This is a genomic window from Streptomyces narbonensis, assembly GCF_014649015.1.
GTDB classification, from domain to species: Bacteria; Actinomycetota; Actinomycetes; order Streptomycetales; family Streptomycetaceae; genus Streptomyces; species Streptomyces narbonensis.
Window position 1 is genome coordinate 1 of record NZ_BMSF01000030.1, and the last position, 26191, is coordinate 26191.

General features: G+C 72.5%; 27 protein-coding genes. 18 read left to right on the forward strand and 9 right to left on the reverse strand.

Annotation, left to right across the window (positions count from 1 at the left end):
* Positions 1 to 220: 220 nt before the first annotated feature.
* Positions 221 to 1819 (reverse strand): ABC-F family ATP-binding cassette domain-containing protein, encoded by a 1599-nt coding sequence (locus IE124_RS32825; RefSeq protein WP_189513474.1) that lies wholly within the window; start codon positions 1817 to 1819, stop codon positions 221 to 223.
* A 142-nt stretch (positions 1820 to 1961) separates the two neighbouring features.
* Complete coding sequence (locus tag IE124_RS35165; protein WP_229833121.1) at positions 1962 to 2486, reverse strand: sigma factor-like helix-turn-helix DNA-binding protein; 525 nt, start codon at positions 2484 to 2486, stop codon at positions 1962 to 1964.
* On the opposite strand from IE124_RS35165, the gene IE124_RS35170 reads away from it, so the two are divergent.
* On the forward strand, positions 2436 to 2945 hold the full coding sequence (locus IE124_RS35170; protein WP_229833122.1) for a hypothetical protein: 510 nt from the start codon (positions 2436 to 2438) through the stop codon (positions 2943 to 2945). The two genes, IE124_RS35165 and IE124_RS35170, sit on opposite strands and share 51 nt — an antisense overlap.
* 22 nt (positions 2946 to 2967) lie before the next feature.
* On the opposite strand, the gene IE124_RS32835 is transcribed toward IE124_RS35170, so the two are convergent.
* A complete protein-coding gene (locus IE124_RS32835; RefSeq protein ID WP_229833125.1) occupies positions 2968 to 3900 on the reverse strand; it encodes a M48 family metallopeptidase in 933 nt (310 codons plus the stop codon).
* Between the two features lie 70 nt (positions 3901 to 3970).
* On the opposite strand from IE124_RS32835, the gene IE124_RS35175 reads away from it, so the two are divergent.
* Positions 3971 to 4336 (forward strand): hypothetical protein, encoded by a 366-nt coding sequence (locus IE124_RS35175; protein WP_229833126.1) that lies wholly within the window; start codon positions 3971 to 3973, stop codon positions 4334 to 4336.
* An 83-nt stretch (positions 4337 to 4419) separates the two neighbouring features.
* On the opposite strand, the gene IE124_RS32840 is transcribed toward IE124_RS35175, so the two are convergent.
* The gene (locus IE124_RS32840; RefSeq protein ID WP_189513478.1) at positions 4420 to 5025 is read right to left on the reverse strand and encodes a dihydrofolate reductase family protein; all 606 of its coding nucleotides are present in this window, start codon (positions 5023 to 5025) and stop codon (positions 4420 to 4422) included.
* Between the two features lie 187 nt (positions 5026 to 5212).
* Here IE124_RS32840 and argC point away from each other — a divergent pair, with 187 nt between their 5' ends.
* From argC to IE124_RS32865, 5 genes are all read left to right on the forward strand, one after another.
* Positions 5213 to 6241, forward strand: coding sequence for an N-acetyl-gamma-glutamyl-phosphate reductase (argC, locus tag IE124_RS32845; RefSeq protein ID WP_189513480.1), 1029 nt, complete (start codon positions 5213 to 5215; stop codon positions 6239 to 6241).
* A gap of 88 nt (positions 6242 to 6329) precedes the next feature.
* Positions 6330 to 7496 (forward strand): bifunctional glutamate N-acetyltransferase/amino-acid acetyltransferase ArgJ, encoded by a 1167-nt coding sequence (argJ, locus tag IE124_RS32850; RefSeq protein ID WP_189513482.1) that lies wholly within the window; start codon positions 6330 to 6332, stop codon positions 7494 to 7496.
* On the forward strand, positions 7493 to 8395 hold the full coding sequence (argB, locus tag IE124_RS32855; RefSeq protein ID WP_189513484.1) for an acetylglutamate kinase: 903 nt from the start codon (positions 7493 to 7495) through the stop codon (positions 8393 to 8395). Before argJ ends, argB begins: the two co-directional genes overlap by 4 nt.
* Positions 8395 to 9600, forward strand: a complete 1206-nt coding sequence (locus IE124_RS32860; protein WP_189513486.1) for an acetylornithine transaminase — start codon at positions 8395 to 8397, stop codon at positions 9598 to 9600. The genes argB and IE124_RS32860 overlap by 1 nt, the downstream gene beginning before the upstream one ends.
* Before the next feature lie 7 nt (positions 9601 to 9607).
* Entirely contained in the window at positions 9608 to 10144 is a 537-nt protein-coding gene (locus tag IE124_RS32865) for an arginine repressor (RefSeq protein WP_141298588.1), read from the forward strand.
* A gap of 26 nt (positions 10145 to 10170) precedes the next feature.
* Here IE124_RS32865 and IE124_RS32870 read toward each other — a convergent pair whose 3' ends face one another.
* Positions 10171 to 10857 carry a L,D-transpeptidase family protein gene (locus IE124_RS32870; RefSeq protein ID WP_189513488.1) on the reverse strand — a complete coding sequence of 229 codons (687 nt, stop codon included), beginning with the start codon at positions 10855 to 10857 and terminating at the stop codon, positions 10171 to 10173.
* A gap of 222 nt (positions 10858 to 11079) precedes the next feature.
* Entirely contained in the window at positions 11080 to 12315 is a 1236-nt protein-coding gene (locus IE124_RS32875) for a hypothetical protein (protein WP_189513490.1), read from the reverse strand.
* Positions 12316 to 12498: 183 nt separating this feature from the next.
* On the opposite strand from IE124_RS32875, the gene argH reads away from it, so the two are divergent.
* The 3 genes from argH (at position 12499) to IE124_RS32890 (ending at position 16178) form a co-directional block, all read left to right on the forward strand.
* Positions 12499 to 13929, forward strand: a complete 1431-nt coding sequence (gene argH / locus IE124_RS32880) for an argininosuccinate lyase (protein WP_189513492.1) — start codon at positions 12499 to 12501, stop codon at positions 13927 to 13929.
* A 156-nt stretch (positions 13930 to 14085) separates the two neighbouring features.
* The gene (locus tag IE124_RS32885) at positions 14086 to 14637 is read left to right on the forward strand and encodes a TetR/AcrR family transcriptional regulator (RefSeq protein WP_229833129.1); all 552 of its coding nucleotides are present in this window, start codon (positions 14086 to 14088) and stop codon (positions 14635 to 14637) included.
* Entirely contained in the window at positions 14634 to 16178 is a 1545-nt protein-coding gene (locus IE124_RS32890; RefSeq protein WP_189513496.1) for an MFS transporter, read from the forward strand. The genes IE124_RS32885 and IE124_RS32890 overlap by 4 nt, the downstream gene beginning before the upstream one ends.
* A 91-nt stretch (positions 16179 to 16269) precedes the next feature.
* Here the strand turns inward: IE124_RS32890 and IE124_RS32895 are convergent, their stop codons facing one another.
* Entirely contained in the window at positions 16270 to 16941 is a 672-nt protein-coding gene (locus IE124_RS32895; RefSeq protein ID WP_055646436.1) for a lysophospholipid acyltransferase family protein, read from the reverse strand.
* Positions 16942 to 17166: 225 nt separating this feature from the next.
* Here IE124_RS32895 and IE124_RS32900 point away from each other — a divergent pair, with 225 nt between their 5' ends.
* From IE124_RS32900 to IE124_RS32910, 3 genes are all read left to right on the forward strand, one after another.
* Positions 17167 to 18345: a glycerophosphodiester phosphodiesterase gene (locus tag IE124_RS32900; RefSeq protein ID WP_189513498.1), complete on the forward strand. Its 1179-nt coding sequence runs from the start codon at positions 17167 to 17169 to the stop codon at positions 18343 to 18345.
* 339 nt (positions 18346 to 18684) lie between these two features.
* A complete protein-coding gene (locus tag IE124_RS32905) occupies positions 18685 to 19182 on the forward strand; it encodes a sigma-70 RNA polymerase sigma factor region 4 domain-containing protein (protein WP_189513530.1) in 498 nt (165 codons plus the stop codon).
* Positions 19183 to 19219: 37 nt separating this feature from the next.
* On the forward strand, positions 19220 to 19714 hold the full coding sequence (locus tag IE124_RS32910; protein ID WP_189513500.1) for a GNAT family N-acetyltransferase: 495 nt from the start codon (positions 19220 to 19222) through the stop codon (positions 19712 to 19714).
* A gap of 27 nt (positions 19715 to 19741) precedes the next feature.
* On the opposite strand, the gene IE124_RS32915 is transcribed toward IE124_RS32910, so the two are convergent.
* Both IE124_RS32915 and IE124_RS32920 read right to left on the reverse strand, forming a co-directional pair.
* Positions 19742 to 20179 carry a hypothetical protein gene (locus IE124_RS32915; RefSeq protein WP_189513502.1) on the reverse strand — a complete coding sequence of 146 codons (438 nt, stop codon included), beginning with the start codon at positions 20177 to 20179 and terminating at the stop codon, positions 19742 to 19744.
* Between the two features lie 2 nt (positions 20180 to 20181).
* Positions 20182 to 20544 carry a hypothetical protein gene (locus IE124_RS32920; RefSeq protein WP_150272016.1) on the reverse strand — a complete coding sequence of 121 codons (363 nt, stop codon included), beginning with the start codon at positions 20542 to 20544 and terminating at the stop codon, positions 20182 to 20184.
* A gap of 647 nt (positions 20545 to 21191) precedes the next feature.
* Between IE124_RS32920 and IE124_RS32925 the strand changes: the two genes are divergently transcribed.
* The 5 genes from IE124_RS32925 (at position 21192) to cbiE (ending at position 26066) form a co-directional block, all read left to right on the forward strand.
* Complete coding sequence (locus tag IE124_RS32925) at positions 21192 to 22250, forward strand: methionine ABC transporter ATP-binding protein (RefSeq protein ID WP_189513504.1); 1059 nt, start codon at positions 21192 to 21194, stop codon at positions 22248 to 22250.
* Positions 22247 to 22915 carry a methionine ABC transporter permease gene (locus IE124_RS32930; protein WP_189513506.1) on the forward strand — a complete coding sequence of 223 codons (669 nt, stop codon included), beginning with the start codon at positions 22247 to 22249 and terminating at the stop codon, positions 22913 to 22915. Before IE124_RS32925 ends, IE124_RS32930 begins: the two co-directional genes overlap by 4 nt.
* Before the next feature lie 93 nt (positions 22916 to 23008).
* Positions 23009 to 23872 (forward strand): MetQ/NlpA family ABC transporter substrate-binding protein, encoded by an 864-nt coding sequence (locus tag IE124_RS32935; protein ID WP_189513508.1) that lies wholly within the window; start codon positions 23009 to 23011, stop codon positions 23870 to 23872.
* A gap of 186 nt (positions 23873 to 24058) precedes the next feature.
* Positions 24059 to 24694, forward strand: coding sequence for a GNAT family N-acetyltransferase (locus tag IE124_RS32940; protein ID WP_189513510.1), 636 nt, complete (start codon positions 24059 to 24061; stop codon positions 24692 to 24694).
* Between the two features lie 73 nt (positions 24695 to 24767).
* Positions 24768 to 26066 (forward strand): precorrin-6y C5,15-methyltransferase (decarboxylating) subunit CbiE, encoded by a 1299-nt coding sequence (gene cbiE, locus IE124_RS32945; protein WP_189513516.1) that lies wholly within the window; start codon positions 24768 to 24770, stop codon positions 26064 to 26066.
* Positions 26067 to 26191 lie beyond the last annotated feature (125 nt).

Consider the following 26191-nt stretch of genomic DNA (forward strand, 5'->3'; position numbering starts at 1 on the left):
CCCATGTCCACATCAACGACCCCGACGCGGAGTAGTCACATGATCGGCCGGACAAGTCCTAGGTGAGCCGGGGAGCGGGGCCTCAGGGGTCTCCCTCCCGCTCCTCGGACCGGACCCCGACACGCAGGTCGGGGTCCGGTCCGGGTCACGGCCGGCGAGGAGGGAGGCGCGGCCCGCGTCCTGATCCCGGACCCCCCGTCCCCCCCCGCTCGCGGCCCCCTCACGCCAGGGTGACGAGCTCCCGGTACTCCTTGCTCCACAGGTCCTCGTCCGCGTCCGGGAGCAGCAGGACCCGCTCCGGGCGCAGCGCGTCGATGGCGCCCTCGTCGTGCGTGACCATGACGATCGCGCCCGGATAGATGCCCACAGCCGCCAGGACCTCGTCCCGGGAAGCGGGGTCCAGGTTGTTCGTGGGCTCGTCCAGGAGCAGCACGTTCGCGCCGGAGTGGACGAGCGCGGCCAGCGCCAGCCGGGTCTTCTCGCCGCCGGAGAGCACCCCGGCCGGCTTGTCCGCCTCGTCGCCCCGGAACAGGAAGGCGCCGAGCACCGCCCGTACCTCACCGTCCGTCAGGTGCGGCGCCGCCCCCGCGAGGTTCTCCCGGACCGTGCGGCCCGGGTCGAGGGTCTCGTGCTCCTGGGCGAAGTATCCGAGGCGCAGCCCGTGCCCGCGTACGACCCGCCCCTCGTCGGGCGTCTCCGCCCCGGCGAGCAGCCGCAGCAGCGTCGTCTTCCCGGCTCCGTTGAACCCGAGGACGACCAGCCTGCTGCCCCGGTCCACCGCCAGGTCCACCCCGCTGAGCACGGGGCGTTCCCCGTACGCCTTGGTGAGCGAGACCGCGCCCAGCGGCGTACGGCCGCAGGGCGCGGGTTCGGGCAGCCGGATGCGGGCGACCCGCTCGGCCTGCCGCGCCGGGTCGAGGTCCGCGAGCATGCGGTCGGCCCGGCGTGCCATGCTGCGGGCCGTCGTCGCCGTCGCCACCCGGGACTTCATGCGCTCCGCCTGGGCGTGCAGCGCGGACGCCTTCCGCTCGGCGTTGGCCCGCTCGCGCACCCGGCGTCGCTCGTCGGCGTCCCGCTGCGCGAGGTAGGTGCGCCGGTCGGTGTTGTGGATGTCGAGCGCGGCGCGCTCCGGATCGAGGTGGAAGACGCGGTTGACGGTGTCGGTGAGGAGCCGGACGTCGTGGCTGATCAGCACCAGCCCGCCCCGGTGCGCGGTCAGGAAGCCGCGCAGCCAGCCGATCGAGTCGGCGTCCAGATGGTTGGTCGGCTCGTCGAGGAGCAGGGTGTCCTCCGGGCCGTGGCCCGCGAAGAGGATCCGTGCCAGCTCGACGCGGCGCTTCTGCCCGCCGGACAGCCGGCCGACGGGCCGGTCCAGCACCTCGGCGGGCAGGCCGAGCCCGGCGGCGACCCGGGCCGCCTCCGCCTCGGCCGCGTACCCGCCGCCCGCCTCGAACGCGACTTCCGCCCGGTCGTACGCGGCGAGCGCCCGCGCGTCGGTAGTCTCGCCGAGCCGGCGGGCCGCCTCCCCGAGCCGCCGGACGGCCTGGTCGAGGCCTCGCGCGGAGAGGATCCGGTCGGTGACGGAGACGGCGGGGTCGGCGGCCCGCGAGTCCTGCGGGAGGTGGCCGACGGAGCCGGTACGGGTCACGGTGCCGGCGGCGGGGGCGCGCAGTCCGGCCAGGGTGTCGAGCAGGGTGGTCTTGCCGGCGCCGTTGCGGCCGACGAGGCCGATCCGGTCGCCGGGGGCGACGTGGAAGGAGACGCCGGACAGCAGGAGCCGGGCGCCGACGCGCACGTCGGCACCACGAACGGTGATCATGGGATAACGCTCCGAAACAGCTGGGGGACACACGGGTGGCGTGGAAGTGGGTCCGCAGCTAGGAGATTCGGGGCGTGGACATGTGTCGAGGCTAACGGAGCGGTCTGCCTCGACGCATGGGCATTTCCGTCCGGCCGCGCTCTCAGTCCTCGGAGAAGGCCAGGTCCAGGGCGCGCACACGCTCCTCCCCGGTGGTGATGTCCAGGACGGCGATCCGGTCGTGCCGGAGCGTGAACGCCACCGCGGAGACCGGGGCGCCGGCCACGAAGGCGACGAGCCCGACGGACCCGTCGACCAGCGCGGGCCGCGCCACACCGGCGAGGCGGGCGAAGGCGACGGCCGCCTCCGCCACGGCCGGGGCGCCGTGGACCGGTCCGCGCTCGGAGTACGCCACGACGTCCGGGGCGAGGACGGCGGCCAGCGCGCGGGCGTCACGCGCGCGTGCCGCCGCGAGGAACCGTCCCACCACCGCACGCTGCCGCCCCGGACCCCCGTCGGCCCGCGCGGCGCCGCCGCCCCGGATCCGCTCCCGGACCCGCCGGGCGAGCCGCGCCGCGTCCCCGGGGGAGCCGCCGGTGACCCGCGCGGTCTCGTCCGGCGGGAGCCCGAACAGGTCGTGCAGGACGTACGCGAGCCGCTCCTCGGCGCCGAGCCCCTCAAGCACCACGAGCAACGCGAGCCACACGGAGTCCGCCCCATCAGGACCCCCGGCCCCCCGCCCCCGCCCCGCACGACGAAGGTCCCCACCACGGACACCCCCACCACGGACCCCCGCACGACCGACGCCCCCACCACGGACACCCCCACCAGGGGAACCCACGCCCCCCGGCCGCTCCGCGCCCGCGGCGCGCTCCCGGAGCCCGCGCACGCACGCCTGCCCCACATGGGCCGCCAGCCAGGCACCAAGTACCCCCGCGCCGTCCCGCCCGAGCTCGGCCCGTGCCGCCGCGAGGACGTCATCGGCCTCGCCCGGCGACCCCATCAAGCGCAGGGCCAAGCCCCGCAGCTGCTCCTGATCGGCATCGAAGCGCCTGGTCAGAGCGGTGAGCAACGTGTCGTCGTGCATGGGGCCTCACTCCTCGTCGGTTCCGTCACCGCGTTGACGCGAGGACACGCCCCGATGTGACACGGCCCGCACGGGACGACCCCTATCCGCGTACGACCTCACGGGCGATGACCCGGCGGGCCTCCGCGAGCTCCGCGTCGACCCCCGCGGCCCGCGCCGCGTCCAGGACGATCAGGGCCTCACAGGGCTCGCCCCCGGTGAGCAGCCGGTGGCGCAGATGGGTGGGCGGGTGCGTGGAGTCCACGCTGTGCCCGCGCCGCTCCGCGACCTGCCGCAGCCGCTCGTACTCGTGCTCCGGCACCGACGCCGCGTGGGCGGCGAGCCGCTCCCACAGCCCCTCGGCCGGATCCTCCCGGCGCGCGCCGCCGATCCGGGTCCGCGCGGCCACGGACTCCCTGCGGAGTTCACCCGTGACGCCTTCGGCGACGAGCAGCCGGTCCATCAGGCCGGCCGCCGCCTCCGTACCGGCGGCGCGGGCGGCGGTCGTGTCGGCGAGGTACTCGGCGCGCTGCGAGCCGCGCAGGGTCAGTTGGTCCAGGAGGACGACGACGCCCTCGACGAACAGACGGGGCAGCGCGGTCATGAGGTTCACGACGTGGTCCATGAGGCTGTCGGCGGGCTCGTGGGCCAGCGCGTAGCGCCAGGTGGACAGCGAACGGAAGGCGTTGCCGATGATCAGGGAGTGGCGGGTGTCCCCGTGGGCGTAGTGCCCGAACTCATGGCCCAGGAGCGCGATCCGCTCCTGCGGCGACAGGGTCTCCCACAGGCCGAGCCCGAGGTGGAGCACCCGGTGCTGCCTGATGCCGTACACACTGACCGAGGCGTTGGTGTCGGCGTCGATCACCACGGCCCGTACGCCGGTGGTCCGGGCGCCCGCCGCGACCTCGTCGAGCAGCGCGAAGAGCCGCGGGGCGTCCGCCCGGCGCAGGACGGGCAGGCGCTCCTCGACCTTGGAGAGGCGCGCGAACCGGGGCCGCAGCCCGAAGGCCACGACGAGGAGGAGACCGCCGAGCACGGGCAGGGCGCCCCCCCCACCCGGCGACGACCAGCCACAGGCCGCCCGCGAGCAGCGCGAGCGTGACTCCGTGGACGGCGAGGGCGAGCGCGGTGGCGAGGAATCCAGCCGCCCCGCGCCGGGGCGGCCGCCCTGCCCCCGTACGGCCGGACTCGTCGCCACGCTCACCGAAGGCACCGAGCTCACCGCGCTCCGAGAGGTCGCTGAACAGCTGCTCCCCGAAGCGCTGAGCGAGCCCCCGCCGCATCCTCTCGACGCGCCCGGGTGTCTCCTCGACGCGCCCGTCCGGATCGACGTTCCACTCGCAGGCGGCGCACCAGGCGACGAACCGCCCTCCGCCCGTCACCGGCGTCCCGCACTCCGGGCACTGCCGCTCGGCCCCTTGGACGACGTCCGTGGTCACCGTCATGTTCTTGTCCCTCCCCTGCGGTCCTGACGGGACCGCCGTTCACGGCGGAGAGGGTATCGGCCCTGGTGACCGAGTGCTTCGGATGTCTGGAGCCTGGTGGAACGGGCGAGTCACGCGGGGACGTGGAGTGGCGGGTGCTCGAGTACGCGGGGCTTGTACTCGACCAGCTGGATGCGGCCGTCGAAGGTGCGGTGTTCGGTCATCTCGAGGGCGACGTCCGGGTAGCCGTCGTAGATGCGTTCCTCGCCCGTGGCCCCGGTGATCACCGGGAACATCACGACCCGGAAGCGGTCGACGAGTCCGGCTCGCAGCAGGGACCGGCACAGGCTGAGGCTGCCGATCGTGCTGAGGAGCCCCGAGCCGCTCGACTTCATGGCGCGGACCGCCTCGACGGCGTCGTCGCGGACGAGCGTGGAGTTGGCCCACGTCAGCGGCTCCTCGAGCGAGGAGGAGAAGACCACCTTGGACGCCTGCGTGAGTTCGTCGACGGACGCCTCCTCCTCGGGCCTGAACTCGTCCTGGCCATCCGGGACCTCGCCTGCGGCGAAGCCCGACATCAGGCGGTAGGTGTTCGCCCCCATCAGGTACGTGACCTTGGGCTGCTCGCCGAGCCATGCGAGGTACTCCGGGCCTTCGAGGCCCCAGAACCCGGGCCAGCCCTCTCCCGACGCGTAGCCGTCGAGGGAGGTGATGAAGTCGACGAGAAGCTCCGACATGGCGGTGTCCTTTCCTGGGGTGCCACGAGCTTGGACCGGCCGGGAGCCGCAAACTCATCGGCCACGCCGTGGAGGAACGAGAAACCCTCGACGCGCGCGAGCCCGCCGGGGACGGTGCCCTCGACTCGCGCCGTTGCATAAAACTGCGGGCGCACGTATAGTCATGCCATCTATGAGGAGGGTTTCGATGAAGGTACGAGCAGCGGTCGCGGGTGCGAGCGGATACGCGGGCGGGGAACTCCTGCGCCTGCTTCTCGCGCACCCCCACGTCGAGATCGGCACCCTGACGGGCCACTCCAACGCGGGCCAGAAGCTCGGAGCCCTCCAGCCCCACCTGCTTCCGCTCGCCGACCGCGTCCTCGCGCCGACCGCGGCCGAGGAGCTCGCGGGGCACGAGGTCGTCTTCCTGGCCCTGCCGCACGGCCAGTCCGCCGCCGTCGCCGAGCAGCTCGGTCCCGACGTCCTCGTCGTCGACATGGGCGCCGACTTCCGGCTGGTGGACCCCGCCGACTGGGAGACGTACTACGGCTCCCCGCACGCAGGGACCTGGCCCTACGGGCTCCCCGAACTCCCCGGTGCCCGCGCCGCGCTGGAAGGCTCCAAGCGCATCGCGGTGCCCGGCTGCTACCCCACCGCCGTCTCGCTCGCGCTCTTCCCGGCGTACGCGGGCGGCCTCGCCGAGCCCGAGGCCGTGATCGTCGCCGCCTCCGGGACCTCCGGCGCCGGCAAGGCCGCCAAGCCGCACCTCCTCGGCAGCGAGGTCATGGGCAGCATGTCGCCGTACGGCGTCGGCGGCGGCCACCGCCACACCCCCGAGATGATCCAGAACCTCAGCGGACCGGCGGGGGAGCGGGTCACCGTCTCCTTCACGCCCACCCTGGCCCCGATGCCCCGCGGCATCCTCGCCACCTGCACCGCCGCCGCGAAGCCGGGCGTCACCGCCGAAGCCGTGCGCGACGCCTACGAGAAGGCCTTCGCGGACGAGCCCTTCGTCCACCTGCTCCCCGAGGGCCAGTGGCCGGCGACGGCGTCCGTCTACGGTTCCAACGCCGTTCAGGTGCAGGTCGCGTACGACCCCGCCGCGAAGCGGATCATCGCCATCAGCGCCATCGACAACCTCACCAAGGGCACCGCCGGCGGTGCGGTGCAGAGCATGAACATCGCCCTGGGCCTCCCTGAGGACACCGGGCTTTCCACGATCGGAGTTGCGCCGTGAGCGACGCACGCGCAGCCGCCGGTCTGCAGACAACGACGATGCCCGCACCTCTGCGCTGCGCGGGCGGAGAAGCGAACGGAGAAGCACAGTGAGCGTGACCGCAGCGAAGGGATTCACGGCAGCGGGCATCGCCGCCGGGATCAAGCAGAACGGCAACCCGGACCTGGCCCTCGTGGTCAACACCGGGCCCCGCCGCGCCGCCGCGGGAGTCTTCACCTCCAACCGCGTCAAGGCCGCGCCCGTCGTCTGGTCCCAGCAGGTCCTCGCCGACGGCGAGCTGACCGCCGTCGTCCTCAACTCCGGCGGCGCCAACGCCTGCACCGGACCGAAGGGCTTCCAGGACACCCACGCCACCGCCGAGAAGGTCGCCGAGGTCCTGAGCGCGAAGGGCACCGAGGTCGGCGCCGGCGAGGTCGCCGTCGCCTCCACCGGCCTCATCGGCGTCCTGCTCCCCATGGACAGGCTGCTCCCCGGCGTCGAGAAGGCCGCGGCCGAACTCTCCGAGCACGGCGGCGAGAAGGCCGCCATCGCCATCAAGACCACCGACACCGTCCACAAGACCTCCGTGGTCACGAAGGACGGCTGGACGGTCGGCGGCATGGCGAAGGGCGCCGGCATGCTCGCCCCGGGCCTCGCCACCATGCTCGTCGTCCTCACCACCGACGCCGACGTCGACGCCAAGGGCCTGGACAGCGCGCTCCGGGGCGCCACCCGCGTCACCTTCGACCGGGTCGACTCCGACGGCTGCATGTCCACCAACGACACCGTCCTCCTCCTCGCCTCCGGCGCCTCCGGCGTCACCCCCGCGCAGGACGCGTTCACCGAGGCCGTACGGGAGGTCTGCGACGACCTCGCCCGCCAGCTGATCGGCGACGCCGAGGGCGCCAGCAAGGACATCCGCATCGAGGTGATCAACGCCGCCACCGAGGACGACGCCGTCGAGGTGGGCCGCTCCATCGCCCGGAACAACCTCCTCAAGTGCGCCATCCACGGCGAGGACCCCAACTGGGGCCGGGTGCTCTCCGCCATCGGCACCACGGCGGCGGCCTTCGACCCGGATCAGCTCGACGTCGCCATCAACGGCGTGTGGGTCTGCAGGAACGGCTCCGTCGGCGAGGACCGCGAGCTCGTCGACATGCGCTACCGGGAGGTCGTCATCACCGCCGACCTCGCCGCCGGCACCGAGTCCGCCGTCATCTGGGCGAACGACCTGACCGCCGACTACGTCCACGAGAACAGCGCGTACTCGTCATGAGCAACACCGCGCGGAAGCACACCGCCCTCCCCAAGGCAGAGATCCTCATCGAAGCCCTGCCCTGGCTCACCCGCCACCACGGCAAGACCGTCGTCATCAAGTTCGGCGGCAACGCCATGATCGACGACGACCTCAAGGCCGCCTTCGCCCAGGACGTCGTCTTCCTGCGCCACGCCGGCCTCAAGCCGGTCGTCGTCCACGGCGGCGGCCCCCAGATCAGCGCCGCCCTCGACCGGCACGGCATCGTCAGCGAGTTCAAGGCGGGCCTGCGGGTCACCACCGAGGACGCCATGGACGTCGTACGGATGGTCCTCGCCGGACAGGTCCAGCGCGAGCTCGTCGGGCTGCTCAACCAGCACGGCCCGTTCGCCGTCGGCATGACCGGCGAGGACGCCCACACCATCACCGCCACCAAGCACCAGCCGGTCATCGGCGGCGAGACGGTCGACATCGGCCGGGTCGGCGAGATCACCGCCCTCGACACCGGCGCCATCGAGGCGCTCCTGGAGGACGGCCGGATCCCGGTCATCTCCTCCATCGCCCGCTCCCAGGACGACGGACATGTCTACAACGTCAATGCTGATACGGCGGCTGCGGCACTCGCTGCGGCGCTGGGTGCCGAGACGCTGATGGTCCTGACCGACGTCGAGGGCCTGTACGAGGACTGGCCCCACAGCGACGAGGTCATCAGCAGGCTCACCGCGAGCCAGCTGGAGAAGCTGCTGCCCGACCTCTCCAGCGGCATGGTCCCCAAGATGGAGGGCTGCCTGCACGCCGTACGGAACGGGGTCACCACGGCACGCGTGATCGACGGCCGCGTCCAGCACTCGATCCTGCTGGAGATCTTCACCGACGAGGGCATCGGCACGATGGTCGTGCCGGACGGACAGGGGGAATGATGAGCGGCACCGGCAACGAGCAGCTGACCCAGCGGTGGCAGGGCTCGCTCATGAACAACTACGGCACCCCCCGGCTGCCCCTCGTCCGCGGTGAGGGCGCCAAGGTCTGGGACGCCGACGGCAAGGAGTACCTGGACTTCGTCGGCGGCATCGCGGTCAACGCCCTCGGCCACGGGCACCCGGCGATCGTCGAGGCCGTCACCCGGCAGATCCGGACCCTCGGCCACGTCTCGAACCTCTTCGTCGCCGAGCCGCCCGTCGCCCTCGCCGAGCGGCTCCTCGCCCTCTTCGGCCGTCCCGGCAAGGTCTTCTTCTGCAACTCGGGCGCCGAGGCCGTCGAAGGAGCCTTCAAGATCGGCCGGCTCACCGGCCGCTCCCACATGGTCGCCACCGAGGGCGGCTTCCACGGCCGGACCATGGGCTCCCTCGCCCTCACCGGCCAGCCCGCCAAGCAGACCCCGTTCCTGCCGCTCCCCGGCGACGTCACCCACGTCCCCTACGGCGATGTCGAGGCGCTGCGCGCCGCCGTCACCGAGGACACCGCGCTCGTCGTCATCGAGCCGATCCAGGGCGAGAACGGCGTCGTCGTCCCGCCCCCGGGCTACCTGAAGGCCGCCCGGGAGATCACCCGCGCCACCGGCACGCTCCTCGTCCTCGACGAGGTCCAGACCGGCATCGGCCGCTGCGGCCACTGGTTCGAGTACCAGGCCCACGAAGGCGTCGACCCGGATGTCGTGACCCTCGCCAAGGGCCTCGGCGGCGGCCTCCCGATCGGCGCGACCGTCGCCTTCGGCCCGGCCGCGGAGCTCTTCGGCCCCGGCCACCACGGCACCACCTTCGGCGGCAACCCGGTCGCCTGCGCCGCCGGACTCGCCGTCCTGGACACCCTCGGGGCCGACGCGGCCCTCGACCACGTCAAGGTGGTGGGGGAGCGGCTGCGCCAGGGAATCGAGGGTCTCGGCCACCCGCTGGTCTCCCACGTCCGTGGTGCGGGCCTCCTGCTGGGTATCGTGCTCACCGGACCCCTCGCACCCCAGGTGCAGCAGGCGGCCCAGGACGCCGGCCTCCTGGTCAACGCGCCCGCCCCCGACGTCATCAGGATCATGCCTCCGCTGGTCCTCACCGACGCCGAGGCGGACGCCTTCCTCCAGGCCCTCCCCGGAGTCCTCGACGTGGCGAACGGGCAAGGACGAACCGGAGAATGAGACGACGATGACCGACGCGCAGGAGAACGAGCACGGCGGGCCGTCCGTTCCGCAGACCCGTACCGCACGCCACCGCAGGATCGTCGACATCCTCAACCGCCAGCCGGTGCGCTCGCAGAGCCAGCTCGCCAAGCTCCTCGCGGACGACGGACTGAGCGTCACTCAGGCGACGCTCTCCCGCGACCTCGACGAGCTCGGCGCGGTGAAGATCCGCAACACCGGTGGAGAGCTGATCTACGCGGTGCCCAGCGAGGGCGGCTTCCGCACCCCGCAGGCGCCGCTCGGCGAGTCCGCCAAGGAGGAGCGCATGCGGCGCCTCTCCGGCGAACTGCTGATCTCCGCCGAGGCCTCCGCCAACCTGGTGGTGCTGCGGACCCCGCCGGGCGCGGCGCAGTTCCTCGCGTCGGCCATCGACCAGGCCGAACTCCACGCGATCCTCGGCACGATCGCGGGCGACGACACGCTCCTGCTGATCAGCCGGGACCCGACGGGCGGCCAGGCGCTCGCCGACCACCTGCTGCGCCTCGCGCAGAAGGACCGCTGAGGACCGTCGACCTGACGTAGTACAGGTCAGTACCGTGTGATCGCCGTCGGACCGCTCCGCGTGCCGACGGCGATGTGCGGCCGGCGCGCGGGGTCCGCCCAGGCGAGGACCGCACGCATGGCCTCGGCCGGTACGGATACGCAACCGGCCGTCGCCCCGCGGCCGTTGACGTGCAGAAAGATCCCGGCACCGCGTCCGCGCACCGGACGGTCGTAGTTGAAGCCGATGACGAGCGCGTGCGCGTACTGCGTCCCGTACGAGACGAGGTGCTCGGCCTCGGCGGCCCGGCAGTCCCGGGGCAGGCCCTCGACCTGCCGGTTGTACGCGCGTGAGTCGTTGTCCTGGCACCACCAGGAGCGCTCGGTGACCCGGACGTACGGGAAGCGGGTGCCGGCGGGCCGGGCCCGAACCCCGAAGGCGTACGGCAGCCGGTAGAGCCCGGTGGGCGTGGTGTTCGTGCCCTGCCGGCGCCGGTTTCCCTCGACGAGCCCGTTCGTGCCGAAGCGCGCGGGCGCGGATCCCGCCTTCACCCACCGCCCACCGCGCCGGTCCCACCAGGTGAGCGTCCCCGTGGTGGCACCGGTGCGGGCGGCCTCGGCCGTGATCAGCTGCGAGCCCCCGCCGGTGTCCGCCATCCGCGCGGGCAGCGGTACGGGAGCCGGCGCGGCACCCAGGGAGAGCAGGGCGGCACCGAGGACGAGGAGGACGCGCATGGGCGCGACGCTAGGGCCTGTCGTCAAATTCCCGTCTGCCCCGCGGCGTCTGGCACGCACTCTCGCCGCACCGGGAGAAAGCCCACGTACGTCCAGTACGTGGGCTTCCACCCGGCACGCCGAGAGCACGCACCAGACGCCGCGGGGCCGCCCTTCGGGCGACGACGGGAATTCGACGACACCCCCTAGACGGGACCCGTCGGCGCCGCCCCTCGTGCACGGCTATTCGGCGGCGGTCGTGCGCCTGAGATCACGCCGCCGGACGAGCCGGAGCACCCGCCCGACCCACGAGCGCGGCTCGGGGACCGGCGCGGCGATCGGCACACGTACCGGCACCGGCACCGGGGGCGGGTCGCCGACCGGCCGATGGTCGTCCCACGGGGCCAGCGCCTTCAGGGTCTCCCGTACGACCCGGGGCGAATCGTCGTCGAGCAGCGGTACGAGCCGCGGGAACCGTACGGCGTCGAGCAGCCGCAGCCCCACCACGGCACCGGCCCGCACCCGGGGCCGCTCGTGCCCGGTCAACGACCAGAGCACGGGTGCGTCCACGGTCCGGTCGCCGCACTCGCCGAGTCCCACCGGAGCGAAGTCGGGCGTCGGGTCCCCGGACGCGCAGGCGGCCCGGTAGAGCGGCAGCGGATCCGTGCCCGTCTGCCGCAGGGTCCAGCGGGCGCAGGCGCGTACGAGCGCGGAGCGGTCGTAGAGGAACGGCTCGGCGTCGGCGGCCCGCCCGCCGCGGCGCAGAGCCGTCACACCGGCCGCCCGCACGCGGCCGACGCGGGATCCCAGCAAGGGAGCGAGGACCGACTCGTCGACGGTGTCGCCCGCGGCGGCGATCGCCGCGTTCGCGCACACGTCCTGGACGATCACGTCGAGGTCGGTGGCGGCGATCGTGGCGAGCCGGGCGGGGGAGAAGAGGCCGCGCTCGATCGCGACCCGGTGCGCGAGCCGCCGGAGGGCCCGGTCCTCGGCGGCGAGCGGCGGGGCGAGCCACTCCGCAGGAACCTCGTGGAGCCGTGCGCTCAGCAGCTCGCACGCGGCCTCTCCACGCAGCCGTCGGCCTTCCCGGAGGGCGACGGAGGCCACGGCGGCGAGCGCCTCGGGCGCGAGTCCCGGCAGCTCGGCGCGCAGCAGGACCCGGGCCCGTTCCCGTACGGGCTCGGCCCAGTCGGCGCACCGGATGACGACGAGGGGGAGGAGCACGGGGGTGCGGGCGACATGGGGAAGGGCCGCCTCCCGGATCCGGCCGTCGGGGGCGCAGAGGGCGAGGGCCAGTTCGAGGGCGGTGGGCGGCGCGGCCGGGGCGGTGGCGAGCCACTCACCCGGCGCCGGCGTGAGGCGGCCCCACCGGGCCAGACCGCGGATCTCCTCGTCCAGATCGCCCCACGCGCCGGGGTCGGCACCCTCCAGGGCCCGGGCGAGACGGTCCGTGACGTCCGCGTGCGCGTTGCTCGACATGGCCGGAGCCTAGGTCCAGGGGGTTCGGGAGTCCCGTGAATTACCGGGTCACCGTCCCCGGCCGCCCCGACGGAGACCGGATTGACAAAACATACGGTGCACTGCATAGTTATGCCTACTTGAGGGCGCGCGACGGCCGCCCGGCGCGACCCGCACACGTACCCACCCTCCCGAGGAGCAGCAGTGAGCAGCAACAACGGTGACGTCCGGCTCTGGGGCGGCCGGTTCGCCGACGGCCCCGCCGAGGCCCTCGCGAAGCTGTCCGCGTCGGTCCACTTCGACTGGCGTCTCGCGCCGTACGACATCGCCGGCTCCCGTGCCCACGCGCGTGTGCTGCACAAGGCGGACCTGCTCACCGAGGACGAGCTGACCCGCATGCTCGCGGGCCTCGACCAGCTGGAGGGGGACGTCGCCGACGGCTCCTTCGTCGGCACCATCGCCGACGAGGACGTCCACACCGCCCTGGAGCGCGGCCTGCTGGAGCGGCTCGGCCCGGACCTCGGCGGCAAGCTGCGCGCCGGCCGGTCCCGGAACGACCAGGTCGCGACCCTCTTCCGGATGTACCTCCGGGACCACGCCCGCATCATCGGCGGGCTCATCGCCGAGCTCCAGGACGCCCTCGTCGGCCTCGCCGAGGCGCACGCGGACGTCGCCATGCCCGGCCGTACGCACCTCCAGCACGCGCAGCCGGTGCTCTTCGCCCACCACGTCCTGGCCCACGCCCAGTCCCTCTCCCGGGACGGCGAGCGGCTGCGGCAGTGGGACACCCGGACGGCCGTCTCCCCGTACGGCTCCGGCGCCCTCGCGGGCTCCTCGCTCGGGCTCGACCCGGAGGCGGTCGCCAAGGACCTCGGCTTCGAGCGCGGCTCGGTCGGCAACTCGATCGACGGCACGGCCTCCCGTGACTTCGTGGCGGAGTTCGCCTTCATCACGGCGATGATCGGGGTGAACCTCTCCCGGATCGCGGAGGAGATCATCATCTGGAACACGAAGGAGTTCTCCTTCGTGACCCTGCACGACGCCTTCTCCACCGGCTCGTCGATCATGCCGCAGAAGAAGAACCCGGACATCGCCGAGCTGGCGCGGGGCAAGTCGGGCCGGCTGATCGGCAATCTGACGGGCCTGCTCGCCACCCTCAAGGCCCTCCCGCTCGCGTACAACCGCGACCTCCAGGAGGACAAGGAGCCGGTCTTCGACTCCTGCGACCAGCTGGAGGTCCTGCTGCCCGCCTTCACGGGCATGATGGCCACGCTCACGGTCAACCGCGAGCGCATGGAGGAGCTGGCCCCGGCGGGCTTCTCCCTCGCGACGGACATCGCGGAGTGGCTGGTCAAGCAGGGTGTGCCGTTCCGGGTGGCGCACGAGGTCGCCGGCGAGTGCGTGAAGGTCGCCGAGTCCGAGGGCAAGGAGCTCGACGAGCTCACGGACGAGCAGTTCGCCAAGATCTCCGAGCACCTCACCCCCGAGGTCCGCACGGTCCTCAACGTCCCCGGCGCCCTCGCCTCCCGCGACGGTCGCGGCGGCACCGCCCCCTCGGCGGTCGCCACCCAGCTCGTCGAGGTCAAGGCGGACCTGGTGATCCAGCACGCCTGGTCCACCGCCAAGCAGAAGTAACCCGCAGAGCTCACCCCCGGCCGTCACAGCGCCGCCGCCCATCCCGGGCGGCGGCGCTGTCGTCGTCTCTCCGTGTCGCGGGGCCTTCCGGCCACTTTTTGAGACACTGAGGAATTGAGTGAGACATTGATGTCTCATTCGGTGTATGGTCGTCTCATGTCAGTCGATCGCACCCAGGTGCTCCGTGCCGCCGCCGCCCTGCTCTCCCGCAAGGCGACCGCCACCATGGACGAGGTCGCGCGGGCCGCCGGGATCGGTCGGGCCACGCTGCACCGGCAGTTCGCCGGGCGGGACGCGCTCGTGCGGGCGCTCGAAGAGCTCGGCCTCCAGGAACTGGAAGCGGCTCAGGACCGGGCGCGGACCGACGAAGGTCCCGCGGATGAGGCCGTACGGAGGCTCGTCGCCGAGGTGGAGCCCGTCGCGCCCCTGCTGTCGTTCCTCGTGACCGAGAACCAGCTCTTCGAGGGCGACCAGCAGAACGAAGGCTGGGCCCGCCTCGACGCCCGGGTCTCCGACCTCTTCCGGCGTGGCCAGGAAGAGGGCACCTTCCGGATCGACCTGACCCCCGCCTGGCTCACCGAGGCCCTCTACGGGCTCATCGGTTCCGGCGCCTGGGCCGTGCAGGACGGCCGGGTCGCCGCCAAGGACTTCCAGTACATGATCGTCGAGCTGCTGCTCGGCGGAGCGCGCAGGAGCGTGGAGAAGTGAGCATCAGCACCGTCAAGCACCCGGACCATATCGAGGGCGTGCGCCGCCCCGGTCGGTGGCTCGCCCTTTCCGTTCTCGTCCTGGCCGTCCTCCTCGTGGCGGTCGACGCCACGGTCCTGGGCCTCGCCACCCCCTTCCTCTCCGAGGACCTCGAACCGTCGGGCACCCAGCTGCTCTGGATCGGCGACGTCTACTCGTTCGTCATCGCCGGACTCCTGGTCTCCATGGGCAGCCTCGGCGACCGCATCGGCCGCAAGAAGCTGCTGCTGGTCGGCGCCACCGCCTTCGGCACGGTCTCCGTACTGAACGCCTACGCGACCAGCCCCGAGATGATGATCGTGGCCCGCGCGCTCCTCGGCGTCGCCGGCGCCACCCTGATGCCGTCGACCCTGGCGCTCATCCGGAACCTCTTCCACGACCCGCGCGAGCGCAGCCTCGCCATCGGCATCTGGGGCGCCATGGCCTCGGCCGGTGCCGCCGTCGGTCCGGTCGTCGGCGGATTCCTCCTGGAGCACTTCTGGTGGGGCTCGGTCTTCCTCATCAACCTGCCCGTGATGGCGGTCCTCGTCCTCGTCGGCATCAAGCTGATCCCCGAGTCGAAGAACCCGAACCCGGGCCCCTGGGACCTCCCCAGCGTCGGCCTGTCCCTCGTCGGCATGATCGGCATCGTGTACGCGATCAAGGAGCTGGCCTCGCACGGCCCCTCCCTGGACGCCGGCGCGGCGGCCCTCATCGGTGCCGGCGCCCTGACCTGGTTCGTCCGTCGGCAGCTCACCCTGCCCGCGCCGCTCCTGGACATGCGCCTCTTCCGCAACCGCGGATTCTCCGGCGCCGTCCTCGCCGACCTGCTGACCATCCTCGGCCTCTCCGGCCTGGTCTTCTTCCTGTCCCAGTTCTTCCAGCTGGTCCAGGGCCGCCAGCCCCTGGAGGCCGGTCTCGCCGAGCTCCCCGCCGCGATCGGCGCGGTCACGGCCGGCCTGATCGCGGGCCTCGTGGCCCGTCGCTTCTCCGTGCGGGCCGTCGTGGCCGGCGGCCTCGCGGCGGTCGGCCTCTCCCTCGCCGTCCTGACGACCCTCGACCAGCAGACGGGCTACCCGCTGCTCGGTGCCGCCCTGCTCGTCGTCGGTGTGGGCGCCGGCTTCGCGTTCACCGTCACCGCCGACGTGATCCTCTCCAGCGTCCCGAAGGAGCAGGCCGGATCCGCCTCCGCCGTCTCCGAGACGGCGTACGAGCTCGGCGCCGCGCTCGGCATCGCCGTCCTCGGCTCCATCGTGACCGGCGTCTACCAGGGCTTCGTCACCCCGGCCGGCGTCCCCTCCGAGGTCGCGTCGGCCGCCCACGAATCGCTCGGCGGCGCGGTCGAGGCCTCCGGCACCCTCGCGCCGGACACGGCGACGGCCCTGGTCACGGCCGCCCAGGACGCGTTCGTCGACGGCCTGCGGATCGCGGCCGGCGTGGGCGCAGCGGTCCTCCTCGCGACCGCGGTCGCGGCCTGGTTCCTGCTGAGGGGCCAGAAGCTGGCCGACGGCATCGAGCACTGACGCCACGCCACGCCACGCCGCACAGCCGCAGACATGACGGTGCCCCCGTACGGCAGGACCGTACGGGGGCACCGTCATGTGCGTCAGAGCGTCACGCGGCCTTCGCCTTGGTGGCGTACATGTCCACGTACTCCTGCCCGGACAGCCGCATCACCTCGGCCATCACCGAGTCCGTCACCGCCCGCAGGACATAGCGGTCGCGGTCCATCCCGTCGTACCGCGAGAACTCCATCGGCTCGCCGAAGCGGACCGTCACCTTGCCCGGGCGCGGCAGCCCCGCGCCGCCCGGCTGGATCTTGTCGGTGCCGATCATCGCGAACGGCACCACCGGCGCGCCGGTCATCAGCGTGAGGCGCGCGATGCCCGTACGGCCCCGGTACAGCCGGCCGTCGGGGGAGCGGGTGCCCTCCGGGTAGATCGAGAAGATCTTGCCCTCCTCCAGGACCCGCCGCCCGGTCATCAGTGCCGCCACACCGCCGCGCCCGCCGTCCCGGTCCACCGGGATCATGCCGACGCTGGTGAAGAACCAGGCCATCGCCCGGCCCTTGATGCCCTTGCCCGTGACGTACTCGTCCTTGCCGATGAAGAAGACCTGACGGTCCAGGCAGATCGGCATGATCATCGAGTCGATGAAGGTCAGGTGGTTGCCGGCGAGGATGACGGGACCGTCCCCGGGGATGTTCTCGGCGCCCTCCACGCGGGGGCGGAACATCAGGCGCATGACCGGCCCGAGCACTGCCTTGATGATCGCGAGACGGGACAACGGTTCCTCCGGGGTGACGCGGCGCGGGGTCGGACCAGCTGACGGTGCAGCTGGCGACGATACTCGCGGGTCACCGCCGTACGCACATCGGGTTCACCGAATGGATACACGGTGTTGACGCGTGTTTCCGCCATGTTCGACGCAGGTCTGCCCTTTGTAGGGCCTTCTTGCCTAGCGTCGGAGCTCCCGTTGACAGGTGCGGGACATCACACAGGAGGAGCCTTCATGACCCAGGGCGAGCACCGGACCCCGGCACGGCGGACCGTTCTCGGAGCGGCCGGAGCCGCTGCGGTACTGGGGGCCTCGACGGCCCTCCCCACGGGCACCGCCCACGCCGCCGAGGCCCGGGGCGACGCCCGCGGCCGTGGCCACGGCTACCGCTCCCTCCCCGTCCCCACCGTCATCGCCCACCGCGGCGCCAGCGGTTACCGCCCCGAGCACACCCTCGGCTCCTACCGGCACGCCCTCGACCTGGGCGCCCACGTCATCGAGCAGGACCTCGTCCCCACCCGCGACGGACACCTCGTCTGCCGCCACGAGAACGACATCACCGGCACCACCGACGTCGCCGACCACCCCGAGTTCGCCTCCCGGAAGACCACGAAGAGCGTCGACGGCACCTCGTACACCGGCTGGTTCACCGAGGACTTCACGCTGGCCGAGCTCAAGACGCTGCGGGCGAAGGAGCGGATCCCCGGCACCCGCCAGGAGAACACCCTCTACGACGGCCGCTGGACGATCCCCACCTTCGAGGAGGTGCTGCGCTGGGCCGAGGACGAGGGCCGCCGCCGCGGCCGCGAGGTGTGGCTGCACGTCGAGACCAAGCACCCCACCTACTTCCGCTCCCTCGGTCTCGGCCTGGAGGAGCGGCTGGCCAAGCTCCTGCGCCGGTACGGACGCCACCGCGCGAACTCCCCGGTCTTCCTCCAGTCCTTCGAGCCCAGCAGCATCCAGCGGCTGGCGAAGCTGGTGGACTCCCCGGGGGTGGTCCTGCTCTCCGCCGCGAACAGCCGCCCCTGGGACTTCGTCCAGGCCGGGGACCCGCGCACGGTCGCCGACCTGGTGACGCCCGCGGGCCTGCGCTGGATCGCCTCGTACGCGCGGGGCATCGGCCCCACCCTCGACCTGGTGATCCCGAAGGACGCGACCGGGCGCCTCGGCACCCCGACCACCCTCGTCCGCGACGCGCACGCCGAGGGACTGGTCCTCCACCCGTACACGCACCGCAACGAGAACAGCTTCCTGCCCGCCGACTTCCGCCGGGGCACCGACCCGACGGCCTACGGCGACTCCTTCGGCGCCCTGAAGCGGTACCTGGAGACGGGGATCGACGGCATCTTCTCCGACAACCCCGACACGGCACTGCTCGCCGCGGACGACTTCACCGCCGCGGCCCGAGGCTGACGGAGCCCGAGAGGAGCCGTTCGGCCCGGCCGCCGCGGCGAACGGCCTCCTCCCGGGTGGTTTAGGACCCGCATCGCAACCGAGCCCGCGCACCCGGACATCGTGCCGGTCATGACGACCCCCGACACCACCTCCACCACGTCGGCCCCGGCGACCACCCCCACCACGTCGGCCCCGGCGACCACCCCCACCGCCTCGGCCCCGGCGACCACCCCCACCACGTCGGCCCCGGCGACCACCCCCACGGCCTCGGCCACGGCGACCACCTCCACCACGTCGGCCACGGCAACCACCCCCACCGACGCCGAGACCCCCGGTCTCCTCGCCGCCCTCGCCCCGCTGCTCGCCGCCGAGTCGGACGCCGAGGCCCCGGCCGCCGGCGTCGACCCCGGCGACCTCGAACAGGCCGTCTGGCTCCGTCTCCTGGAGCGACTCCAGGAGACGGGCGCCCCCGAGCGCCCCGCCGACTGGCTGCGCCGCGCCGTCCGCGCCGAGGCCCGCCGCGCCCGCCGGACCACCGACCGGGAGCGGCCCTACGAGGACGAGCCCGCCCCGCCGCCGGACACCGAAGGGCCGCACGCCTCCCCGGAGACCTCCCTGCTCGTCGCCGAACGCCACCGCACCCTGCGCGCCGCGGTCACTCGAACGCCCGGCCGGTGCCCGAGCCTGCTCACCGCGATGCTCGATCCGCAGGACCCCACCTACCGGGAAATCGCAGGAGAGTTGGGTATCTCACAAGGCAGTTTGGGGCCGATGCGTTCCCGTTGCCTGGGATGCCTGCGCAGAATGCTGGCTGCAGAGGTTCCCGCCCCCGGCCGACGGGGAAGGGTGCGATAAACCGACGGCGAACCACATGAGCGGGAGGCGTGCACACATGGGCCTGAGTGTGACCATCTCAGCAGCGGACGCGCAGGACGCGGAGCACATCCTGAAGCTGCAGTACCTCTGCTACCAGAGCGAGGCGGAGCTGTACGGAGACTGGTCCATCGAACCGCTCACCCAGCCGCTCGACGCCCTGCGCGCCGAACTGGACGAGGGGTACGGCCTGGTGGCCCGGCTCGGCGACGAGGTCGTCGCCTCGGTGCGGGCCCGCCTCGACGAGGACGGCACGGTGCACATCGCCAAGCTCATCGTCCACCCGCGCATGCGTCGCCACGGCCTGGGCGGCCGCCTTCTCGACGGCATCGAGCGCCACTTCGCCGACGAGATCCCGCCGGCCGAGCCCTCAGCCAAGCGCTTCCAGCTCTTCACCGGCCACCGCAGCGAGGGCAATCTGCGGCTCTACCGCAGCAAGGGGTACGCACAGGTGTCCGCCCGCGAGCTGGGCCCCAAGCTCACCCTGGTGACCCTGGAGAAGGCCGCCGCCTGACGGCGCGGCGGCCGTCGGGCCGTCGCCTCAGGCGGCGGCCGTCACCGCGCGCGACCTCCGCAGCCACCAGATGCCGGTCAGCGGCAGCAGGACCGGGATGAAGAGGTAGCCGTAGCCGTAGTCCGACCAGACCGTCGCGTCCGGGAAGGCGGACGGCTCGGCCAGCGTCCAGGTCCCCACGATCAGCACGCCCGCGAGTTCGGCGGCGCAGCAGACCAGCGCCGCCCTGCGGGCCGTCTCCCCGCCCCGTACGAGGGTGTAGGTGATGAAGGCGTAGACGACCGCGGCCACCGCCGACAGGCCGTACGCCAGCGGCGCCCGGTCGAACTCGGTCGCGATCTGGTAGATCGAGCGGGAGACCGCGCCGACCGACATCACGCCGTACAGCCAGACGAGCAGGATGCCCGGACCCGAGACGAGACGGGACCTCTTGCCCTGCGCCGCCTTCTCCTGCGTCTCGGTCATGGTCAGCCCACCGTCCAGATGTCGTAGAGACGCACTTCGAGCACGGCCAGGACGACCGCGCCCGCGGCCACCGTCGCCGAGCCCCACCGGCTGCGCTCCGCGAGCGACATGAAGCCGGCGATCGGCACCGCGCACAGCGCGCCCAGCAGATAGGCGACGAAGATCGTCGCGCCCTCCTCGGCCTTCTCGCCGCGCACCAGCTGCACGATGCCGACGACCAGCTGGGTCAGGACCAGGAAGGTCACGACGGCCATGCCGATGAAGTGCCAGTCCTTGGTCGGCTGGTCCCGGAAGGCGGCGAAGCCGCACCAGGCGGCGAGGGCGAGCGCGGCCACGGAGACCGTGACCGTCAGGGCGTCGAGCATGCGCCCGAGGGTATTACGGTCCGAAAGGCCCGATGCGCGCGCCCCCCCGCCTCCCGGCCCGATGCGCGCGCCCCCCGCCTCCCGGCCCGGTGCGCGCGCCCCCCGCCTCCGTCCGATGCGCTTCCCACCCTCCCGGCTCCCGCGACCGGCGAAGTGGTCTTGACCACACGGGCTCCCCCGCCGCCGCTCTCCAGCCGTGCCGCCGGCACCCCCGGTCCGCCCCGTCCTCCCAGGCCACACCGGGCGGAAGCGGCCCCCCGCCCGTCCCGCCCCCTGTCCGCATGTCATCTCACCGGCGTCCGGTATTCGGACACCCCCCTTTCGTTCGCGAGTGCGCATGCTTTACTTGCAGACATGACCACGACGAGCAGCCGCACCCTTGCGACCGAGGCGATCACGACGCCCGGTGCTCGTTGTATGTGTCGAATGTGCGCCTTCTGAGGGCCCCCGCCAGCGTCTCGCGCCCCGAAGCGAGACTCGACGGCCGAGCCGATCCTCCCGCCATCCGGCGGTGGACCGCGCCTGCCCCGCGCACCCGCTGCCCCCGGCCATCCGCCGGACGGCCTCCGTGCGCCTGACTGCCCGAACGACGAATGCCCCGTGCCCGGCGGACCCCGCGCCGCGCACTCGACAGTGACGGAAACCCTGTGATCACCACTTCGGGCCTGACCAAGGTCTACGAGTCGCGCGGCCGCCAGGTCACCGCTCTGGACGGCGTCGACCTGCACGTCCGCGAGGGCGAGGTCTTCGGCGTGATCGGCCAGAGCGGCGCCGGCAAGTCCTCGCTCATCCGCTGCGTCAACCTCCTGGAGCGCCCCACCTCCGGCACCGTGACCGTCGACGGAGTCGACCTCACCGCCCTCGCCGGAAAGGGCCGCCGCGCCGGGAAGGACCTGCGCCGGGCGCGCAGCAGCATCGGCATGGTCTTCCAGCACTTCAACCTGCTGTCCTCCCGCACGGTCAAGGACAACATCGAACTCCCCCTGGAGATCCTCGGCGTCTCCGGTGCCGAGCGCTCCCGCCGCGCCCTCGAACTCCTCGACCTCGTCGGCCTCGCCGACAAGGCCAAGTCCTACCCGGGGCAGCTCTCCGGCGGCCAGAAGCAGCGCGTCGGCATCGCCCGCGCCCTGGCCGGCGAGCCCAAGGTCCTCCTCTCCGACGAGGCCACCAGCGCCCTCGACCCGGAGACGACCCGCTCGATCCTGCAGCTCCTGCGCGACCTCAACCAGCAGCTGGGCCTCACCGTCCTGCTCATCACGCACGAGATGGACGTCGTCAAGACGATCTGCGACTCCGCCGCCCTGATGCAGCACGGCCGCGTGGTCGAGTTCGGCACCGTCACCGAACTGCTCGCCACCCCCGGCTCCCAGCTGGCGGCCGAGCTCTTCCCGGTCAGCGGCGCCCCCACCGGCCCCGACCGCACGGTCGTCGACGTCACCTTCCAGGGCGAGTCCGCGACCCAGCCGGTCATCTCCCAGCTCTCCCGCACCTACAACATCGACATCTCGATCCTCGGGGCGGCGATGGACACCGTGGGCGGGAAGCAGATCGGCCGGATGCGGATCGAGCTCCCCGGGCGGTACGAGGACAACGTCGTCCCGGTCGGCTTCCTGCGCGAGCAGGGCCTCCAGGTCGAACTCGTCGAAGCCGAAGAGGACGCCGCCGCGGCCACCGTGCCCGTACTGGCCAAGGAAGGTGCCAAGTGACCTGGTCCGAGATGCAGCCACTGCTGGAGCAGGGCACCGTCGACACGCTCTACATGGTCCTCTGGGCCACCGTCGTCACCGTGCTCGGCGGCCTGCCGCTGGGCATCCTCCTCGTCCTCACGGACAAGGGCGGACTGCTGCAGAACCGGCCGGTGAACAAGATCGTCGGTGCGATCGTGAACGTCGGGCGTTCGCTGCCCTTCATCATCCTGCTGATCGCGCTGATCCCCTTCACCACCTTCGTCGTCGGCACCTTCATCGGTCCCACCGCGATGATCGTGCCGCTCGCCATCGGCGCCATCCCTTTCTTCGCCCGACTCGTCGAGACGGCGATCCGCGAGGTCGACCACGGGCTCGTCGAGGCCGTCCAGGCCATGGGCGGCGGCATCCCCACCATCGTCCGCAAGGTGCTGCTCCCGCAGGCCCTGCCCTCGCTCGTCTCGGGCGTCACCACCACGGTGATCGTGCTCATCGGCTACTCGGCCATGGCCGGCGCGGTCGGCGGCGAAGGCCTCGGCTCCAAGGCCGTCACCTACGGATACCAGCGCTTCGACACGACGTTCATGCTCGTCACGGTCGTCGTCCTCGTCCTGATCGTGACCGTCGTCCAGCTCATCGGCGACGGAGTCGTCCGACTCCTCGCCCGCCGGGGCCGTACCGCGTAACGGCCCCCCGGCCACCCAGACTTCGTTTTTTCGAAGAACAGCCCGGACTTGTTGTCCAGGCGTCCACCGCACCACCGGAAAGAGGCACTCTTCGTGCGTAAGAACATCAAGCTCACCGCCGGTATCGCCGCCACCGCCGCCCTCGCCCTGGGCCTCACCGCCTGCGGCACCTCCTCGGATCCGTCCTCCGCCAAGGACTCGGCCGGCTCCGGCGACACCTCCAAGCCGCTCGTCGTCGCCGCGTCCCCGACGCCGCACGCCGACATCCTCAACTACGTCAAGGACAACCTGGCGGAGAAGGCGGGCCTGAAGCTGGAGGTGAAGGAGTTCACGGACTACGTCCTGCCGAACACCGCCACCCAGTCCGGCCAGGTCGACGCCAACTTCTTCCAGCACAAGCCGTACCTCGACGACTTCAACCAGAAGAACAAGACCACCATCGTCCCCGTGGTCAACGTCCACCTGGAGCCGCTGGGCCTCTACTCCAAGAGCCTGAAGTCGGTGAAGGACATCAAGGCGGGCCAGACGATCGCCGTCCCCAACGACACCACCAACGGCGGTCGCGCGCTCCAGCTGCTCGCCGAGAACGGCCTGATCACCGTCAAGCCGGGCGTGGGCACCAACGCCAAGATCTCCGACATCACCGACAAGAAGGGCCTGGAGTTCAAGGAGCTGGAGGCCGCCACCGTGCCCCGCGCCCTGAACGACGTGGACGCCGCCGTCATCAACGGCAACTACGCCATCGAGGCCAAGCTCTCCCCGGCGAAGGACGCCCTCGTCCTGGAGAAGGCCGAAGGCAACCCGTACGCCAACTTCCTCGCCGTCAAGGAGGGCAACGAGAAGGACGCCCGCGTGCAGAAGCTCGCCGAGCTCCTCAACTCGCCCGAGGTGAAGAAGTACATCGAGGACACCTACAAGGGCTCGGTCATCCCGGCCTTCGGAGCCGTCGCCAAGTAAGGCTTCCGGAATCCGAGGACCCGTCAGACCGGTTCCCTCGTACAGTTCTTGTGCAGAAGGCCCCCGCACCCCGTCCGGTGCGCGGGGCCTTCGCCACTTCCCCACCCGGCCATGCGCGCCGACGGCCGCATGCTGCATGCTGTGCGTTCACGGTCGATTCGGACGGTCCACGGCATGGAGCTGAGCATGACTACCACCTTTCCGGACATCTCCATCAACACGGACCGGTTGGTGCTGCGCGCGCTCGAAGCGGGTGACGCCCCGGCGCTCGCCGAGATGATGAACGACGAGATGGTCGGCGCCTGGACGGCCGTCCCCCAGCCGTACACCGAGGACGCCGCCCGCCGCTGGATCACCGAGTACGCCCCCACCGAACGCGCCGCCGGCCGCGGCCTCGACCTCGGCGTCAGCGAGTTCCTCACCCAGCGGCTCGTGGGCATCGTCCAGCTGACCAACACGAACTGGCGCGTGCGCTCCACCGAGCTCTCCTACATCGTCGCCCCCTGGGCGCGCGGTGAGGGATACGCCTCCGAAGCCGCGCTCGCCACCGCCCAGTGGCTCTTCAACGACCAGAAGTTCGAGCGCATCGAACTGCGCACCGCGGCCGACAACACCGCCTCCCAGCAGGTCGCCCAGAAGATCGGCTGCATCAGCGAGGGCGTCCTGCGCAACGCCTGCATAGCCCGAACCCGCACCGAGGACGGCAGCTGGACCGAGCTGCGCACCGACTTCATCCTCTGGGGCCTCCTCCCCGAGGACCTCGACGGCGTCGCCGACCAGATGGCCGAAGCCGGATACTCCTCGTACACCGACTGGAGCTGAGCCTCGGCGACCGACCCGGGGTACGCTCGGCACGCTCCCGACCTGCGACGACACCAACAGGAGACAGACGACGATGGCGGACCGGGTCACGGTGATCGGCTGGGACGGCTCGCCCCTCACCTCGGCGGCCAGATCCGCGCTCTCCGCCGCCACCCTGGTGGCCGGCGCCGCCCACCACCTGGCGCTGCCCGAAGTCCCCCCCGCCGCCGAACGCGTCCGTCTCGGCAGTGTCGACCTCGCCGCCCGCCGCATCGCGGGCCACCGCGGCACCGCCGTCGTCCTCGCCGACGGCGACCCCGGGTTCTTCGGCGTCGTCCGGACCCTGCGCGCCCCCGAGCACGGCCTGGAGGTCGAGGTCGTCCCCGCCGTCTCCTCCGTCGCCGCCGCCTTCGCCCGCGCCGGGATGCCCTGGGAGGACGCCCGGATCGTCGTCGCCCACCAGCGCACCCTGCGGCGCGCCGTGAACGTATGCCGCGCCCACCCCAAGGTCGCCGTCCTCACCTCGCCCGGCGCCGGACCGGCCGAGCTCGCCCTCCTCCTCGAAGGCGTCCACCGCACCTTCGTCATCTGCGAGGAGCTCGGCACCGACCGCGAACGGGTCTCCGTCCTCACCTCCGACAGGGCCGCCGACCACGCCTGGCGCGACCCCAACGTCGTCCTCGTCATCGGGGGAGTGGGCGGCGCCGGCGCCCCGGCAGCCCCCTGGCTCATGGGCCAGGACCCGGCCGTGCGACCCGTACGGGGCTGGGGCCTGCCCGCCGAGGAGTACGCCCCCGAGGGATACGCCCCCGAGGGATCCGGCCCCGAGGGTCACGGCGCGCGAGGGCACGGCCCCGCCGGCGCCGCCCCGCCGGACAGGCGCGGAGCGGGCGAGGACCCGGCGCTGCGCGCCGCCCAACTGGCCCGCCTCGGCCCCCGCGTCGGCGACCTCGTCTGGGACATCGGCTGCGCCGGCGGGGCCTTCGCCGTCGAGGCCGCCCGCTTCGGCGCCGCCGTCATCGCCGTGGACGCCGACCCGGCCGCCTGCGCCCGCACCGAGGCGGCCGCCCGCCGCCACGGCGTACTCCTCCAGACCGTCCCTGGCCGCGCCCCGCACATCCTGGAGAGCCTGCCCGAACCGGACGTCGTCCGTATCGCGGCCGGCGGTGTCCCCGTCGTCACCGCCTGCACCGACCGGCGCCCCGAGCGCATCGTCGTCCACGCCTCCACGCGCGACGAGGCGGAGGCCTTCGGCACCGCGCTCGCCGAGGGCGGCTACACGGTGGAGAGCCTCCTGCTCCAGACCGTCGGGCTCGACCCGGACGACTGGTCGGAGCGCGAGCGTTCGGTGGTCTTTCTGCTGGCCGGACGCAGGAACGACAGCGCCCCGTGACCCCGCCGCCCCGCGGGGGCAGGTAGGCTGGCCGATTGTTGTACCGCACCGGGACGTTCGGCATTTGGTTCTCGAATGTCTCGAATCGGCAGCCCCTCCGGCTCGCTGATGTGGTACGCAGCAAA

Bases quoted from the DNA above. Each gene is read 5' to 3' on its own strand.
- IE124_RS32825 (WP_189513474.1), bottom strand. From the start codon at position 1,819: ATGATCACCGTTCGTGGTGCCGACGTGCGCGTCGGCGCCCGGCTCCTG.
- IE124_RS32840 (WP_189513478.1), bottom strand. From the start codon at position 5,025: ATGTCGGAGCTTCTCGTCGACTTCATCACCTCCCTCGACGGCTACGCG.
- argC (WP_189513480.1), top strand. From the start codon at position 5,213: ATGAAGGTACGAGCAGCGGTCGCGGGTGCGAGCGGATACGCGGGCGGG.
- argB (WP_189513484.1), top strand. From the start codon at position 7,493: ATGAGCAACACCGCGCGGAAGCACACCGCCCTCCCCAAGGCAGAGATC.
- IE124_RS32860 (WP_189513486.1), top strand. From the start codon at position 8,395: ATGAGCGGCACCGGCAACGAGCAGCTGACCCAGCGGTGGCAGGGCTCG.
- IE124_RS32865 (WP_141298588.1), top strand. From the start codon at position 9,608: ATGACCGACGCGCAGGAGAACGAGCACGGCGGGCCGTCCGTTCCGCAG.
- IE124_RS32870 (WP_189513488.1), bottom strand. From the start codon at position 10,857: ATGCGCGTCCTCCTCGTCCTCGGTGCCGCCCTGCTCTCCCTGGGTGCC.
- IE124_RS32875 (WP_189513490.1), bottom strand. From the start codon at position 12,315: ATGTCGAGCAACGCGCACGCGGACGTCACGGACCGTCTCGCCCGGGCC.
- IE124_RS32885 (WP_229833129.1), top strand. From the start codon at position 14,086: ATGTCAGTCGATCGCACCCAGGTGCTCCGTGCCGCCGCCGCCCTGCTC.
- IE124_RS32900 (WP_189513498.1), top strand. From the start codon at position 17,167: ATGACCCAGGGCGAGCACCGGACCCCGGCACGGCGGACCGTTCTCGGA.
- IE124_RS32910 (WP_189513500.1), top strand. From the start codon at position 19,220: ATGGGCCTGAGTGTGACCATCTCAGCAGCGGACGCGCAGGACGCGGAG.
- IE124_RS32915 (WP_189513502.1), bottom strand. From the start codon at position 20,179: ATGACCGAGACGCAGGAGAAGGCGGCGCAGGGCAAGAGGTCCCGTCTC.
- IE124_RS32920 (WP_150272016.1), bottom strand. From the start codon at position 20,544: ATGCTCGACGCCCTGACGGTCACGGTCTCCGTGGCCGCGCTCGCCCTC.
- IE124_RS32940 (WP_189513510.1), top strand. From the start codon at position 24,059: ATGACTACCACCTTTCCGGACATCTCCATCAACACGGACCGGTTGGTG.
- cbiE (WP_189513516.1), top strand. From the start codon at position 24,768: ATGGCGGACCGGGTCACGGTGATCGGCTGGGACGGCTCGCCCCTCACC.